The sequence below is a fragment of the Psychrobacter sp. ANT_H3 genome, assembly GCF_027919975.1.
Lineage (GTDB): Bacteria > Pseudomonadota > Gammaproteobacteria > Pseudomonadales > Moraxellaceae > Psychrobacter > Psychrobacter maritimus.
Genome location: NZ_JAQISM010000019.1, coordinates 61,539 through 77,142 on the forward strand (window position 1 = coordinate 61,539; position 15,604 = coordinate 77,142).

Annotated in this window: 13 protein-coding genes and 1 tRNA gene; 9 read left to right on the forward strand and 5 right to left on the reverse strand. The window is 43.4% G+C overall.

What is annotated here, in order from left to right:
- Positions 1 to 317: 317 nt before the first annotated feature.
- The 4 genes from PG901_RS10255 (at position 318) to PG901_RS10270 (ending at position 5,479) form a co-directional block, all read left to right on the forward strand.
- Positions 318 to 1,526: an SPOR and LysM peptidoglycan-binding domain-containing protein gene (locus PG901_RS10255; RefSeq protein ID WP_271134363.1), complete on the forward strand. Its 1,209-nt coding sequence runs from the start codon at positions 318 to 320 to the stop codon at positions 1,524 to 1,526.
- A gap of 328 nt (positions 1,527 to 1,854) precedes the next feature.
- Complete coding sequence (locus PG901_RS10260) at positions 1,855 to 2,385, forward strand: DUF2726 domain-containing protein (RefSeq protein WP_271134364.1); 531 nt, start codon at positions 1,855 to 1,857, stop codon at positions 2,383 to 2,385.
- Between the two features lie 254 nt (positions 2,386 to 2,639).
- Positions 2,640 to 4,100, forward strand: coding sequence for a hypothetical protein (locus PG901_RS10265; protein ID WP_271134365.1), 1,461 nt, complete (start codon positions 2,640 to 2,642; stop codon positions 4,098 to 4,100).
- Between the two features lie 92 nt (positions 4,101 to 4,192).
- Positions 4,193 to 5,479, forward strand: coding sequence for a hypothetical protein (locus PG901_RS10270; RefSeq protein WP_201562688.1), 1,287 nt, complete (start codon positions 4,193 to 4,195; stop codon positions 5,477 to 5,479).
- A gap of 66 nt (positions 5,480 to 5,545) precedes the next feature.
- On the opposite strand, the gene PG901_RS10275 is transcribed toward PG901_RS10270, so the two are convergent.
- A complete protein-coding gene (locus PG901_RS10275; protein ID WP_271134366.1) occupies positions 5,546 to 6,502 on the reverse strand; it encodes a DUF1853 family protein in 957 nt (318 codons plus the stop codon).
- A gap of 141 nt (positions 6,503 to 6,643) precedes the next feature.
- Here PG901_RS10275 and PG901_RS10280 point away from each other — a divergent pair, with 141 nt between their 5' ends.
- A complete protein-coding gene (locus PG901_RS10280; RefSeq protein WP_271134367.1) occupies positions 6,644 to 6,946 on the forward strand; it encodes a monooxygenase in 303 nt (100 codons plus the stop codon).
- 81 nt (positions 6,947 to 7,027) lie between these two features.
- Here the strand turns inward: PG901_RS10280 and PG901_RS10285 are convergent.
- The 4 genes from PG901_RS10285 to gatC form a co-directional block, all read right to left on the reverse strand.
- Positions 7,028 to 7,104, reverse strand: a tRNA-Pro gene (locus PG901_RS10285).
- A gap of 114 nt (positions 7,105 to 7,218) precedes the next feature.
- Positions 7,219 to 8,745 carry an Asp-tRNA(Asn)/Glu-tRNA(Gln) amidotransferase subunit GatB gene (gene gatB / locus PG901_RS10290; RefSeq protein WP_271134368.1) on the reverse strand — a complete coding sequence of 509 codons (1,527 nt, stop codon included), beginning with the start codon at positions 8,743 to 8,745 and terminating at the stop codon, positions 7,219 to 7,221.
- Complete coding sequence (gene gatA, locus PG901_RS10295; protein ID WP_271134369.1) at positions 8,745 to 10,247, reverse strand: Asp-tRNA(Asn)/Glu-tRNA(Gln) amidotransferase subunit GatA; 1,503 nt, start codon at positions 10,245 to 10,247, stop codon at positions 8,745 to 8,747. Before gatA ends, gatB begins: the two co-directional genes overlap by 1 nt.
- 69 nt (positions 10,248 to 10,316) lie before the next feature.
- Complete coding sequence (gene gatC / locus PG901_RS10300; protein ID WP_183621128.1) at positions 10,317 to 10,631, reverse strand: Asp-tRNA(Asn)/Glu-tRNA(Gln) amidotransferase subunit GatC; 315 nt, start codon at positions 10,629 to 10,631, stop codon at positions 10,317 to 10,319.
- A 940-nt stretch (positions 10,632 to 11,571) separates the two neighbouring features.
- Here gatC and PG901_RS10305 point away from each other — a divergent pair.
- From PG901_RS10305 to PG901_RS10320, 4 genes are all read left to right on the forward strand, one after another.
- Complete coding sequence (locus PG901_RS10305; RefSeq protein ID WP_201562784.1) at positions 11,572 to 12,609, forward strand: rod shape-determining protein; 1,038 nt, start codon at positions 11,572 to 11,574, stop codon at positions 12,607 to 12,609.
- Positions 12,610 to 13,181: 572 nt separating this feature from the next.
- A complete protein-coding gene (gene mreC / locus PG901_RS10310; RefSeq protein WP_271134370.1) occupies positions 13,182 to 14,045 on the forward strand; it encodes a rod shape-determining protein MreC in 864 nt (287 codons plus the stop codon).
- A gap of 177 nt (positions 14,046 to 14,222) precedes the next feature.
- Complete coding sequence (gene mreD / locus PG901_RS10315; RefSeq protein WP_201619945.1) at positions 14,223 to 14,708, forward strand: rod shape-determining protein MreD; 486 nt, start codon at positions 14,223 to 14,225, stop codon at positions 14,706 to 14,708.
- 63 nt (positions 14,709 to 14,771) lie between these two features.
- The gene (locus PG901_RS10320) at positions 14,772 to 15,506 is read left to right on the forward strand and encodes a Maf family protein (protein ID WP_271134371.1); all 735 of its coding nucleotides are present in this window, start codon (positions 14,772 to 14,774) and stop codon (positions 15,504 to 15,506) included.
- Positions 15,507 to 15,604 lie beyond the last annotated feature (98 nt).

The window sequence follows — 15,604 nt, forward strand, 5'->3', positions numbered from 1 at the left end:
TAATCTTAGCAGTAGCATGATGGCAGACAGTATGAAAAATATGCTTTATAATCAAATTGATTTAGCATCCTGCTATACAATGCTATGAGATAGATGCTCGGCATAACCTTTATAAATGGATGGACGTAACCGGCGGCAATGGCAACTATTTAACTATCAAGGCTGTTGATTAAAGCGATTTAAACTATTTAAGTATAGTTTTAAGACGATAGTTTTTGACATGATAGTTTTTGAGACGACAGCTTTGAAATAACAGTTTTTGAAACGACAGTTGCGCCGCTCAATCAACCTTATTACCAACTAAGAGACGTAAACGGATGAACTTTTCGAGACAAGCCTTATTGGGCATTGGGATGATTATAGGCGGTAGCGTGATGCTATACGCCATGGTGCAACAAATTGGCGATAGCAACAAACCCCAACCAGCGTCAGCGATGATAGATAAGCCAAGCCCCGCACAAGAGTCTCCGCAGCCATTGACGACTGATATCGAGACTGAAAAGCGCATCTTGGCACAAAAACAAAAAGAGCGCGCCGCTCGTGTTGCAGAACAAGAAAAGCGTGCTCAGCAGTTCTTAACCGAACAAGAAGCGGCTGAAGCACAAGCATTGGCAAAAGCCCGTGCGGAAAGTCAGCAATATATGGCCAGTAGCGCACCAGCTGTTGAAGAAATTAAAGAGTCAGAGGCTGCAAAAAACAACCTTGCCACGCCAACGGTAAAGCCTCGTACTGATAGCAACAGCAGCACTACTGCTTCAGCTGCAAATGATGCAAACGCTCGCGAGCAGCAAAAAGCTACTCAAGCGCAACAAGAAGCTCAGCGCCAAGCCGCCCTTAAAGAACAAGCGGCTGCTAAGAAATTAGCAGATAGTAAAAAGGAAGCTGAGGCAAAAAAGCAGGCTGATGCTAAGAAACAAGCGCAAGCTGCCGCTGAGAAAAAGCGAGAGGCAGCAGAAGCAGCTAAAAATGAGCCACCAAAGTCGCCTTCTGATTACCAAGTAAAAAAAGGTGACGGGCTGATTAAACTGGCGCGGCAATACAATATGCCGGTAGAAGTCTTGGCACAAGCGAATAATCTATCACCTTCAACATCACTACAACTGGGTCAAAGCCTTACCATTCCATCGCGTAAGCAGGTGGAGCGCTTAGCGCGTGAAGCAGCGGCAGCTGAGCAGGCGCGTGAAGACAAGCGTCAAAAAGAAGAAGCGTTAGCCAAGAAGTCGGCCGATGCTAAGCGTGAGGCGCAGCAGAAACTTAGTGAGGCGCGCAAAGAAGTGAAAGAAACCGATGCTAAAGGTAGCTTTGGCGTGCAAGTGGCACTGGCAAATGACCAAGCCAAAGCGGATGAGTTGGCAAAGAAATTCCAATCTGCCGGCTATCAAGTAAAGACCAGTCCTACCAGTCGCGGTGTACGCGTTATCGTTGGTCCTGAGCGCGGCAAAGTTGCGGCATTGGCCTTAAAAGATAAGATTAATAGCGACCCCAAAGTTAATACGACAAGTGCTTGGGTCTTATACTGGCGCTAGAGTAGCGTTTATAGTACTGCAAATCGATGCTAGTTATTGCTAAATAAACCGCACAATTTTAATTAGGGTCATTGGTATTTTTATCGTTCTCACTAATTTTATTCAAACACGACATCTATTGTCGTGTTTTTTGTTTTATCGTTTGCCGATTGGTGCAAGCTTGGTTACGATGAGCGCCGCTCTTTCCTATTTCTTTCTGTCCCTCTCTGTACTGTATAACCTGTCAGCCTACAAAGGCTGCCCTGTCGCGGTTGGCCATGTGTTGTCATTTTTTTTAGTGACATCAGCACACGTAGCTGACGGCTTTCATTATGTATAAGGTAAAACCATGTCATTTGGCGTTATATTTTTAATATTGGCGGTTGGATTTGTAGGGCTGATCACCCTGCCAAAACTGTTTTCTCCTAAGCAAGTTGCTGAACCTGAACCGCCACCTGTGCGCGGTGATGAGCTGGCTATTTGGCCCTTCGCGCCGATGCCCATTATGACGGACACGGAAGTGATATTTTTTAATAAGTTAAAAAATGCTTTGCCGGAATATCATATTTTTGTCCAAGTTCAGCTGTCACGTATCATCGAAGCCAATAGCAGTGAAACCTCAGAACGCAGTTTTTGGTTTAATCGTATTTGTCGTCAAAGCGTTGACTATGTCATCGTTGATGTCGATGCACAGACTACTTTGCTCGCCATTGAGCTTGATGATTGGACGCATAGCAGTAAAGCGCGGCAAAAGGCCGATGATAAAAAGGATAAAGCGCTTGCCAGTGCGGGTATTGCTATCGTGCGCTTTCACGCCGAGCGTATGCCAAGTGCTGATATGCTGAGATATGAGCTGATGCAGGTGATTGAGAGTTATTAGTGTAAATTATTTTATTATCAGGCAAGTATATTTAAAAAATAAATCTTCGTTTTTTTGTAATATTAATTATATATTTCTTTACTTTATAGATAGATTCCAAAAATAAATAGCTTATTTTTTTTAATAAGGAGTAAACTTAAGTTTCTTAGAATGGAGTGCAGTCTATGGTCTTAAGTGGATCTTCATAACTTAGATTCATAGGTTCATTTCTATCACTGTTTTTTGGAAGATATTTAAAATATAAGGATTATGTTATGAAGGTTTTTAAATTAACAGCATTAGCGTTTGCTAGCACTTTGGCATTGGCGGGTTGTGGTAGTGATAGCGACAACAATGGCTCTAATACTCCAACTGTTCCTACTAAACCTCCTGTCGATAACGGTCTTTCTGAGAGTGAGCAGGCAAAAGAGATGATTCGCACGGCCAAGCTTTTTGTCAGTGACAATAAGGCAGTCACAGAGGCTTATAAAGGTGCGAGTGATATCCTAACAGAAAAGCAAGAAGCACGTCTTAGCTATACCTTTGATGTGCCAAATAGCCTGCATTATTATATGCAGGAAAATGGTTTATCACAATTAAAGGCGACTGATATTATCGCTTTGGATAATGATCAAGAGTTTAATAATACTTTAGGTGATTTTGTACTGACGCCAGAGAGTGGTTTTTTAGCAATATTAAATGCTGATGGACAATTTAAGCTATCAGGTACTACTAAGGTCGTGGTTAAAGAATACGATTATATCTATAATCCAAATACTGGTGTATATAACGAAACACTTGTTAGTCAAGATACTTTCACGAGTGCATTTGATGGTTTTGAAAATGCATTAAGTTCTAATACCAGCAATACTAGTTTCAATGGTGGTATTGGGTTTAAGAGTATAAAAATAGGGTCTGGAACTGACGCCGTCACTCTAAGCTCTACAACCAAAGGGTTTACGGTCAATGGTCAGTTCAGTGACAAAGTGGTGGTCGATGACGAATTTGATCTTAATGATGTCAACCGAGCGGGCATCACTTTAGAGAAGGCTACTATAAAATTAGGCAACTTGAAGCTGTCGGCTAATGATAGCGTAATTGAAGCGAAAGACTTTGAGTTTGCCGCGCTGGATATCAGTAAAAAGCTGAAAGATGGCCAATTGGTCGTTAGAACCATACCTTATAAATTTGCTGTCACAGGTAAGATGACCAAGCAAAAACCTAGCACGGATGTCACCATTACACTTAATGCTACTGCTAATGATGCAGATATCAAAAACTTTCTAACAGTCACTGACAACGGTAATATTGAAGAGACAGCCAATAAATATGTAGGTATGGAAGTTATATTGGCGCTTCAAGGTAAAGTAGCTAAAGAGGGTGCAACGGCGACGATTCCGCTTGATTTTCAAGCCAATCTTAAACGTACTGCACGTAACGTTGTAGAGCTTCGCGGTTTAACGGCTAGTGTAGACGGCAAAACACTTTTTGTCACCGGTAAGACTAATTTAGATAATGATTATAATGCAGTAAGTACTCAGTTTATCGTTGAGCAAAATAAAGCGTCGATTAAGTTAAGTGTCGATGCCAATGGTGATTTCATTAAAGATAAAATGGGCAAGCTAGGCGATATCATGGTTAATGGCAAAGATTACGGTGATTTAATGGATAATAAAGGCAAAATTACTGCTGTATTCCCTAATAGTAATGGTTCAGTTGACACTATTATTCTATAAATATAGTAATCATGTCAGTTCTCAAACGTGGTTAGTAGCGATTGAGCGATAGCAATATCGAAAAAAGAGGCAGTAAGTACTGTCTCTTTTTTATGCCTTTTAATATACGTGAGAAATTTATGTCATTCTTTAGCCAAGCTATCTATATATTTTCACAACAGGATTTAGCGTTTTTCGCTAAACGTAAGCTGTCATTTATTGTTCCAACAACAATCGCTATCATGGCCTCAACGTCTACTTCAGCTCAGAGTGAAAATCCTAACTTATACTCTAATCTCAACTCGCCATCTAATCCTACTACAGATTTATTGAATAATCAGAATATAAACGAAAAGTCTCAGGTGGATTGGACAGTGATGGCAACCGCCCACAGCCCCGCACAGCCTATTGCTGCTTTTATTGGTGATTGGGATGCCCCATTAGACTCAGGTGAGCACGCGTATTTACAAGGACGTGCAGATTTAAAGGTACGCCCTGCTGGTAGCGTAATGAGCTATGGTTTAGGCTGGCGCTACGATTACTTAATGACGTTTAGCGAAGAGACAGCAGAGGTATATTGGCAATATGAAAACAAACAGCCATCGAGCACTAGCCAATCATACCCATTATTTTTAGATGCTAAGCATAATGAGAGATTTGGCGCTAATGTCGGTTTTACCCAGCCACTAAGTCCTAATTGGCAGTTAACGACTCATGCCAATATATGGCAAGGATTACATGCACTTGAAGGTAAGGTTTCGGGCAATCTGACCACAAGAGTGTTGCCTGATACTGAAGTAAATAATCTAAGGGACAGCGTTGATAAAGCCGATGCCTATGTCGATTACTACTATGATGAGCCTGCACTGGGTGAAGAAAATCTAAACTGGTATCCTGCTAAACCATCTGGTTATGGCTATTCCTTAGATTTACAACTGGCAGGAAAACTATCTGATAAAACGCAGTTGACACTTAGTGGCTACGATATATTTGGGCGTATGCACTGGAAGAATATGCCAAGCACGCGCTATGCGTTAGATTATGATGCCAATGGTCGACCTTTATATACGATTGAGGGTCAGCTTAGCACTAAGGATGTCACACAGACGCTACCATGGCGAGTTGAAGGTAGTCTAATACATCAATTAAATAATCAGTGGCAGCTTGGGGCACATGCGCAAGTCAATGATATTCAAGACTTGTATCAACTATCGGCAGGTTATCAGCTGACCGCTAATAATTATCCCATGACCATCACTGGATTGATGGAGCCACAGACTAAAGCATTAGGTATAGCGTTAGATAGTAAATACGGCGGTATAAAATTATTAACGGATGATATTGATTCAGAAAAAGCCAAACGCAGCGAGATTAGTCTATATGGACGTTATGCTTGGTAAGGGTTCAATTAAGTCAATCTCATTAGTTATCAAGAAAAATAACTGTTCAAATAAAAGCTATGCAAGTCAATTATCTACACAATCTCGCAGTCGAGGATAAATGACAATCGGTCTATCACCTTCAAAGTAGAGTCCTGTTTTTAAGATTCCGTTTTCGGAATTGATAAGTGGTAGCTGACGACCATCATAGAAGTCGCGCTTGCTAAACCATTCGATATAATGGGCAGCGCGCAATACGCTGATATCAAACCTCGCAAGACTAGCGCTATCAGTGGTATCGCACCATTCGTGCATGGGGAAGCTGGGTGTTAGCCAGTGAGGATAGACGAAATTAGCGATGTTCATTGGCAAAAAGAATCGCCCTTTTATGACACCATAACGCTTATCAATCTTAACGTGTCCCTGCTTCTCAGTATCCACCCAAATGCTACAAAACTGCTTGGTTTGCATATGGGTCATTTTGCGCTGTAGATTGTCGTTGGAGTTGATCCCAACCCAATTAATCGGCTCAAAAGGTGCGGCACCCATAAAAAACTTAATCGCCAATTCCCAATGTTCAGTGAGCTTTTCCTCATGATTATATAAAATCAAATCCAGCTCACCAATCGTCTGTTTGCCATTGTATAACTGCACGTTATTAGCAAGCTTCTCATACGGATGCAATTTGCGCGCAAAGCCATCTTCTAGCCAAAATGACAATAAGCCTTCAAAGTGAAAACCCAAGCGATTGGGGCTAGGACGTTTTAATAAATAGCGAGTCAGCGCCTGATAGTCATTGGTGGTATCCAACTCTTTTAAACGCTGCTGATAAGCTTCAAACTGCTGTTGCCAAAAGCTTGCGCTATGTACGAAGATAGCATGGGTGTTTTGGTACGGTGCTACATCTAGCCACTTCGTCAAGACGTTAGGGCAGGCAAGCACATACGCCAAATCGCGCACATAAGGTCGCTGGTACGCTTCCCAAGGCGCATAATTGGCATGAGTTGCGAGAGTTGTAGGGCGTGGCGCGCTAAGCTCAGACATAGGTCAAATCAGAATAAATATAAAGTATTTACCCTAGCGGCTCAATTGCTAAAAGTCTATAGGCAATCGTAATATGTTAAGATTGTGGTCATCTGGCGGCATGTATTTTGCCGACTATTTAATAATAATGAGGGTTAAAAAATGAAATATCTTTTGCAAGTCGACTTTCCTTATAGCGGACCTTTTGGCAGTGCGTTTTTTGACGCCATGAAAGAGCTGGCCGAAGACATCGCAACCGAGAACGGTCTGGTCTATAAGCTATGGACAGAAAATGAAAAGACGCAAGAAGCGGGCGGCATTTATGTATTTGATAATCTGGACGATGCCAACAGATATTTAGAAAAGCATACCCAAAGGCTGACTTCATTTGGTTTTAAAGACATTAAATCTAAAGTATTTGTCATCAATGAAGCGCTAAGTACGATTACTAAAGCATCTTTGTAATACTTAATGAAGAATAGTTAAGTATAAAAAAGCCAACCATTAAAAATAATGATTGGCTTTTTTATACTTAACTACTATGTTTGGTCGGAACGGCAGGATTTGAACCTGCGACCACTACACCCCCAGTGTAGTGCGCTACCAGACTGCGCTACGCCCCGAATGACTGACTATTTTACGCAAAATTATGCATATTGCAAGGGCTATTTATTTTAGCCAAAATCTAGAGTCGCATTTTACTTATCATAGTCAGCATAACCAATGAGCAGTTAACCTTAACCCAATAGCTCTTTTAGGATTTGGTTTACTTGTTGTGGATTGGCACTACCACGGCTGGCTTTCATCACTTGCCCGACCAGACCGTTAAAGGCTTTTTCTTTACCGCCGCGATACTCATCGACCATCGCTTGATTTTTCGCGATGACCTCTTCAACGATGGCTTTGATAGCGCCGGTATCGGTTTCCTGCTTAAGACCTTTTTCTTCGATGATTTTATCAGCGGCGTCATCAGCGTCGCCGCCTTCACGCTCATAGAGAGCACTAAAGACTTTTTTAGCCAATTTGCCAGATAAGGTATCGTCTTTAATACGCGCTAGCATACCAGCCAATTGCTTGGCACTGATAGGCGAGTCGATGATGTCTTTATCATCTTTGTTAAGTGCACCGAGCAGATCGCCCATGACCCAGTTAGCGGCCATTTTGGCATCTTGTTGTCCAACCTCAGCGACGACATCTTCGAAATAATCGGCTAGCGGACGGCTGCCAGTCAAGATACGAGCGTCATATTCTGATAGACCAAGTGCCTCTTCAAAACGGGCGCGGCGGGCAACAGGCAATTCAGGCATCGCTGCGCGAATGCTATCAACGGTATGCTGCTCGATACGGACAGGCAGCAAGTCAGGGTCAGGGAAGTAGCGATAGTCGTTGGCGTCTTCTTTGGTACGCATGGTGCGAGTTTCATCGCGCTCTGGATCGTACAGCATCGTGGCTTGGATGACTTTACCGCCGTCCTCAATGATATCGATTTGGCGCTCGATTTCACGGTTGATAGCGCGCTCGATAAAGCGGAATGAGTTGAGGTTTTTCAGCTCAGTACGAGTCCCAAGCTCGCTTCCTGGCTTGCGCACAGAGACGTTACAGTCGCAGCGGAATGAGCCTTCTGCCATGATGGCATCTGAGATACCAAGCCATGTGACCAGCTGGTGAATGGCTTTGATATAAGCAAGGGCTTCATGGGCTGAGCGCATATCAGGCTCAGAGACAATTTCGATTAATGGCGTACCAGCGCGGTTCAAATCCACGCCCGTCATGCCATCGACAGCATCATGCACCGATTTTCCAGCATCTTCTTCTAAATGGGCGCGGGTGATACCCATACGTTTAGGGTATTCGTTTTTATCGCCTTCATTGACCACGACATCAATATAACCCTTGCCAACGATAGGATTGGCCATTTGGGTAATTTGATAGCCTTTTGGTAAATCAGGGTAGAAGTAGTTTTTACGGTCAAACGTATTAAATAAACCCAGCTCAGCATTGACGCCAATGCCGAATTTTAAGGCGCGATCGACCACGCCACTGTTTAATACGGGCAAGACACCCGGCAGACCTAAATCGACGATACTGGCTTGGGTGTTTGGCTCATGACCAAAGTCAGTCGGCGCGCTGGAAAATATCTTACTTTCGGTATTGAGCTGGCAGTGAATCTCAATCCCGATGACCACTTCATAGCCATCGACGAACAGCTCTTTGCGGACGATTTCTTGGTGAGCGGCATTATCAGTATTAGTTGCTGTGTTCATTATACCGTCTCCTTCGCGATGGTAGAGTGTTGTAAATGGTGGTCGGTATGCTGCTGGAATAGGTGCGCGGTAGAGAGCAGCTTGCTCTCTTGCCAATACTGACCAATCAATTGCAAACCAATTGGTAGACCGTTTGAGGTTAAACCAACAGGCTGACTAAGTGCAGGTAAACCGGCTAAGTTGACACCGATGGTATATACGTCACCCAAATACATCGTCGCAGGGTCAAGGTCTTCACCAAGCTTATAAGCCGCGGTTGGCGCGGTTGGACTGGCGATGACATCACAGTTAGCAAAAGCGTCTTCGAAGTCTTTGACAATGAGTCGACGTACTTTTTGAGCCTTGGTGTAATAAGCATCAAAGTAACCAGCAGATAGCGCGTAAGTACCGGTCAAAATACGACGTTGTACTTCAGGGCCAAAGCCTTCTGAGCGTGAGCGCGTATATAAGTCGAGAAGGTCGGTTGGGTTTTCACAGCGATAACCAAAACGCACGCCATCAAAACGTGACAGGTTCGATGAGGCTTCCGCTGGTGCGAGCATATAATAAGTCGCAAGGGTAATCTCAGGGTCAGTAATATTGACCTCTACAATCGTTGCACCAAGCGCTTCGTATTGCTTTAGCGCTACACGTACCGCTTGTTCGACTTCCGTATCTAGTCCGCTCGTAAAGTACTCTTTTGCCACGCCAATACGTAAGCCTTCTAATGGCTTCGCGTTATCGCCAGCAGCAGTGACCGCAGCATTCAAATCTTGGACATAATCTGGCATATCATGTTTGATAGAAGTGGCATCGCGTGGATCATGACCAATCATCGGTTGTAGCAGATAAGCACAGTCCATGGCACTACGACCCATGCTACCTGCTTGGTCAAGACTTGAGGCGTAGGCAATCATACCGAAACGCGAGATACGACCATAAGTCGGCTTGATACCGGTTAAACCACAAAATGACGCTGGCTGACGAATAGAACCACCCGTGTCACTAGCGGTAGCAACGGGCACAAAGCCTGCGGCGACGGCGGCAGCACTACCACCTGATGAGCCACCGGGGACGTGATTTAGATTCCAAGGGTTGTGCACCGCACCATAATGCGAGCTCTCATTATCCGAGCCCATCGCAAACTCATCCATATTGAGCTTACCAAGGCTAATCATGCCCGCTTTATCGATATTGGTGACGATAGTTGCGTCATAAGGTGAAATAAAGTTATGTAGCATTTTTGAACCACAGGTCGTCAATACGCCTTGGGTACAAAAAATGTCTTTATGTGCCATCGGTACGCCAAGCAGCGGACGCTTGTCGCCTTGGGCACGCATCTCGTCGGCCGCTTGTGCTTGTGCGCGCGCGGTTTCAGAGGTATGAGTGATAAAACTGTTAATCTTGCTGTCGAGCGCGTCGATGCGCTTTATATAATGTTCAGTTAATTCCGCGCTGCTAAATTGTTTGTCTTGCAAGCCCGTAATAAGCTGCTGAGTACTTAAGAGGTGAAGTTCAGACATAAGGTGTCGTCCGTCAAAATGTGAGTAGCAGTAAATAGGATAAAATAAAGGTAAAAATTATTAGAATAATTATTCAATCACTTGTGGCACAAGGTATAAACCCGCTTCAACAGCAGGCGCCATTGATTGATTGCGCTCGCGATTGATATCGTGTTTGGCGACGTCTGCGCGCAAATCTTGGCAAACTTCATGAATGTTTGACAAGGGTTTGATATCGGTGGTGTCTACATTACCAAGCGTTTGCATTAGCTTTAGTACTTTGGTGATATCGTCGGCGTAGCTGCTGGCGGTGTCTTCATCAACACCTAAGCGCGCAAGGCGGGCAACTTCTAAGATTTCTTGACGGCTGACAGTATTTTCAGTCGCTGGGGTTGGCTGTGACATAATTTCTCCAGTTAAGGACAGTTTTTATTAGAGTAGGGTATGACTAAAATGGGTCAGTATTAAGAGAGATAATCGTTAAAACATACTAAAACAGGTTAAAAAATATTAAAACACAGGCTCTATCTGTATGTTTTATAGAGAGTGTCCTTATTATAAAGCATCTCAGCCAAGATTACAGAGCAGGGCTTTGATTGCTGCATTATTATCTATGCTTTATTGGTCTTTATGCTTCATTCATTTTTATGTTTTGCTCGTTGGCTTTATGAGGCGCTGCTGTTATTAAGCCTTGCTGTTACTAAGCGCGCAACTGTCTTTATTAATATAGTCAATCTTAAATGACACAAGTACAAGTATTATAACGCGCTACTGGTATTCATTCTCCTTGCTTGCTGTGCCTATGCAGACAGAGGCTGCGCAAAATGAATACCAGTAGCTCTGTGTTCATTTTATAGCGGATCGCCTATAGGCTGACTTTAGAAAACAGCCCTATTTGCAAAATTGACCGGATAGTTATGGATTGATTATCAATTAGTCACTATTTGGTTATGAAATACGTTACAGTATGCACCCACTGCTAAGCAAATTAATAAGCAAAACACTCAGCAGAAATGTCACATGGCTGTAGCGCCTTGTTAGTTATTGAATTAAATGATGTTTCATTAAATGAAGTGGTATTGTCCGCCATTTCAAACTTTGTAACAACTTTTAGCGCTTAAGAGCAAAATCCTAGCGTACTGATGCAAATATCTGTGTTTTTTTTGAGCTAAATCGGTATAATTTAGCTCAGTTTTTGCATTTCATCATTATGGCTTCGGTTTGACTTGTTGCGATGATAAACTCTCGCCACAGGTCATGTCTAACGACGACCTGCTCAACACTGACGAGTAACCCCTCAGTCAATTTCGTTCGCCTCATTCGCCTCATTTGTAAGACGCTGGATATATTAGTCATGAACCTGTTTGGATTTTTATCAAATAATATCGCAATCGACCTCGGTACTGCGAACACCCTTATTTTTATTCCTGGTAAAGGCGTGGTGCTCGACGAGCCTACGGTGGTCGCGCTACGAAGTAATCGTACCCAGAACCCTACCGTTGCTGCCGTTGGTATTGATGCCAAGCAAATGCTAGGTCGTACGCCTGCCAATATTACGGCGATTCGCCCGTTAAAAGACGGCGTGATTGCGGATTTTGAAGTGACGCAAAAAATGCTCAAGCATTTTATCACTAAGGTAAGAGCCAAGCGTTTTATGGCACAGCCTAACGTGGTGGTTTGTGTTCCTTGCAAATCGACCCTCGTTGAACGTAAAGCGATTCGCGAAGCGGTCTCATCAGCAGGCGCAAGCAAAGTATTGTTGCTAGAAGAGCCTATGGCGGCAGCAATTGGTGCTGGCATGCCGGTTCATGAAGCCAGTGGTTCGATGGTCGTTGATATCGGTGGGGGTACCACTGAGATTGCCGTTATCGCCTTGTCAGGTTGCGTCTATGCGGAGTCGATTCGTATCGGTGGCGATATGTTTGATGAAGCGATTATCACTCATGTACGCCGTACCCACGGTTGCGTGATTGGTGAAACCACCGCTGAGCGTATCAAACAAGAAGTTGGCTCGGCATTAAATGAAGACAGCCAATTAGAAGTTGAAGTTCGCGGTCGTAGTATGGCAGAAGGCGTACCAAAGACCTTTACGGTCAATTCAGAAGAAGTGCAAAAAGCTCTTAGCGATCCATTAAGTGGTATCGTCAGCGCAGTAAAAACCGCACTTGAGCAAACACCACCTGAGCTGTCATCAGATATCGCAGAACGCGGTATTGTATTGACTGGCGGCGGCGCGTTATTAAGAGGTTTAGATAAGCTGATTTCAAAAGAAACCGGTTTACCTGTCACTGTTGCTGAAGACCCATTAACTTGCGTCAGCCGTGGCGGTGGTATTTCGCTTGATTTTATCAATAACAAAAGTCTTAATATGATTTTTGTCTAAATCGGTACTGCTTATATAGGTGGTGCTGTTCATATAGTTGGTACTGTTTATTTCGTACTGCCTATATAGTTAGTAATCAGGCATGGCTATATTTGCTCTGTTTGATGAACGCTAGCATGACATTGCGTAGGCGCTTTATCATAAAAATCGTTTTTTCTTATTCGTTTTATTCTATTAAAGGTAGCCAATCAGGTTGCCTTTAATAACATTAATCCATGCTAAAACCTATGGCAAAATTCATGCTGAAACTAAGTAGCAGCACGATATTACTTGCTTGGTCATTTTGGTCATTGGTTTTTAGCATTGCTATAGTTAGTTTAAAATAAAAGCGCGACGTTATAGCTATGTGCGACTGGTATAAATCTTCCTTGCTGTTATCACAGAGGCTACGAAAAATTCATCCCAGTCGCACGGTATAGATTTTGAAATTGTATCGATTGTAAAGTAGTTCTACTATATCGAGATGCTAAGTACAAAATTTTGATAGGGTCATATTTTATATCTTGATATTTGCTATTGTTATGTCAAGTAGCCGTTATTGCTCACATTAAAACCTCTAGATTAGACCAACTATGATTCCAAGTATTTTTGCTCGCCAACCGCTAGCGCTTCGTAAGACTGCTATTGTATTGATAGTGGCGCTGATATTGATGTGGTTTGATAGCAAAAATCCAGAATGGTTCAATCCCATACGTACGACCACCCATGCCGCCATGCAGCCCATTTATGAGCTGTCGTTATTGCCAAGCTATGCAAAACACTGGTCAAGTGGCAGTCTGCAATCTAAAGAAGCGCTACGCCGCGAAAATATGCAACTAAAGTCGCAACTTATCCATGCTCAAGCTAAGCTGCAGCAGCAAGATTATATCTTGGCACAAAACGCCCGCCTGCAAGGTATCCTATCGACCACACGTCCCGAACAGTTTGATTTAAATTTGGCCCAAGTGATTGGTACTGATACCAATCTGCTCAGGCAAATCGTGGTGCTCAATAAAGGCGAGCAAGATGGTGTGCAAGTGGGTCAAACGGTCATCGATGAAGATGGTATTTTAGGGCAGATTATTAATGTCTATCCCAATACCAGCCGCTTGTTATTGATTACCGATGAGCAGCAGTCTGTTGCCGTAACCGTCAAGCGTACGGGACAGCGCGCTATTGTCACCGGCGAGGGCATACCGACCTCTTTACGCCTTAATTACGTCTTTAAAACCTCAGATGTGCGCGTTGGCGATGAGCTAGTGTCATCAGGATTGGGCGGGCGTATACCGGCAGGCTATCGGGTTGGGCGCATTGCTCATGTTGAAGATACGCAAGCCGATAACTTTAGAAGTATTGAAGTCACGCCAGCGGCAAACTTTATCGACAATGCTTATGTGCTGGTGCTACAAGATAAGCTGAGCAATAAACGCAATGCAGGCATCAGTGAAAATCAATAGCTTAGTAGCTTATTCATAAGCATGCATAGCTTGTCATAATCCATAGCGTGCATGTATGGATACATGAATGAATGATATCCAAAAATATTATTAACCATTAACCGCCGTGTTATTCCCCTCAATGCTAGATTAATAGTCAAATAGCAGCCGCTAAACACTCGCTAAAGGTAAGTATTCATGGCATATCCTGATTCTGATAATGCAACTGGGCTGTTGCTTGCCGTGATTGTTCTGAGCTTTATTGTCGCCTCCTCGCTCAGTGTTTATCCGTTAAGCCCGAGCATGGCAACATTGCGCCCGATGGTTATGATGATGGTGCTGATTTTTTGGTTACTGTTTCAACCGCGTTATGTTGGGGTTTTTGCCGCCTTTACCATTGGCATCATCGCTGATTTGTTGATGGACACACACTTAGGTCAGCAAGCCTTTGCTGCCGTGATGGTGGCATTGGTGATAAAAGTCACTAGCATTTATATTAGACAGCTGAATACCATCAGTGCGTGGCTAATTGCCAGCCTAGGATTGGTCATCTTCCAAGTCACTTTATGGATATTACAGATGTATATCCAAGATACCTTTGTCGCCCAATCTGCCTTATCTTTATTGATGAGTATTATAAGTTGGCCATTGGTGCTATTTATATTACGCAAATTTGCGCGCTGATTTTAGATGCTTATTAATCTGCAACAATAAAAAGTCATAAATTTATAAAATAAGAGAATAGCAATGAAACTCATTTTAGCGTCTGGCTCACCGCGCCGTCATGAGCTGTTAACCAGAGCGCAACTGGACTTCACGGTCATGAGCGTCGATATCGATGAGACGCCTCATATTGACGAAGCGCCCAAAGCGTATATTGAACGTATGGTCGCCACCAAGGCAGAGGCAGCAGTCGAACAATTAAATAGAGCATTGAATAAAAACTTAAACGACAAACAAGCTGATTTACCCGAATCCATTATTGTTTTAACCGCTGATACCATCGGTGTCTTAGCAGACGGCAAGACAGTACTGGTTAAACCGGCTAATCGTGAAGACGCTTATCGCATGTGGCAGCAGATGTCTGATAATGTCCATGAAGTCTGGACAGCGGTGCAAGCAACCCATATAGCATTCTCCTCTGAGAATGCTAGCAGCCCAAATCATAAGCCAGTATTGCAAGTCGTTAATCAGCAAAAAATTACTGAGCGTACCGAAGTGACCTTTATACCTTTAACCATAGAAATGATGAGTAATTACTGGGACAGCGGCGAGCCTGCTGATAAAGCGGGTGGTTACGGCATTCAGGGTTTGGGTGCAGCATGGGTGAGCCGTATCAATGGCAGCTATACCAATGTGGTTGGTTTGCCGCTGGCACAGACATTGGCGCTTATAAACAAGATGCAAATAAATGACATGCAACTAAAAGAAATACCAGAGGATAAAGCTAAGGCTGTCAATTCGCTAAAAGTAGATGGCTAACCCTTATGCACATAATGACACGGTAGGGTGATGGGCAAACGCAAGGTGCATTTGGTACACTGTGAGGCTACCAAACTATGAACGCTTCACAAGAAAGC

Bases quoted from the DNA above. Each gene is read 5' to 3' on its own strand.
- gatB (WP_271134368.1), bottom strand. From the start codon at position 8,745: ATGAACACAGCAACTAATACTGATAATGCCGCTCACCAAGAAATCGTC.
- mreC (WP_271134370.1), top strand. From the start codon at position 13,182: ATGATTCCAAGTATTTTTGCTCGCCAACCGCTAGCGCTTCGTAAGACT.
- gatC (WP_183621128.1), bottom strand. From the start codon at position 10,631: ATGTCACAGCCAACCCCAGCGACTGAAAATACTGTCAGCCGTCAAGAA.
- PG901_RS10255 (WP_271134363.1), top strand. From the start codon at position 318: ATGAACTTTTCGAGACAAGCCTTATTGGGCATTGGGATGATTATAGGC.
- mreD (WP_201619945.1), top strand. From the start codon at position 14,223: ATGGCATATCCTGATTCTGATAATGCAACTGGGCTGTTGCTTGCCGTG.
- PG901_RS10280 (WP_271134367.1), top strand. From the start codon at position 6,644: ATGAAATATCTTTTGCAAGTCGACTTTCCTTATAGCGGACCTTTTGGC.
- PG901_RS10265 (WP_271134365.1), top strand. From the start codon at position 2,640: ATGAAGGTTTTTAAATTAACAGCATTAGCGTTTGCTAGCACTTTGGCA.
- PG901_RS10320 (WP_271134371.1), top strand. From the start codon at position 14,772: ATGAAACTCATTTTAGCGTCTGGCTCACCGCGCCGTCATGAGCTGTTA.
- gatA (WP_271134369.1), bottom strand. From the start codon at position 10,247: ATGTCTGAACTTCACCTCTTAAGTACTCAGCAGCTTATTACGGGCTTG.
- PG901_RS10275 (WP_271134366.1), bottom strand. From the start codon at position 6,502: ATGTCTGAGCTTAGCGCGCCACGCCCTACAACTCTCGCAACTCATGCC.
- PG901_RS10260 (WP_271134364.1), top strand. From the start codon at position 1,855: ATGTCATTTGGCGTTATATTTTTAATATTGGCGGTTGGATTTGTAGGG.
- PG901_RS10270 (WP_201562688.1), top strand. From the start codon at position 4,193: ATGCCTTTTAATATACGTGAGAAATTTATGTCATTCTTTAGCCAAGCT.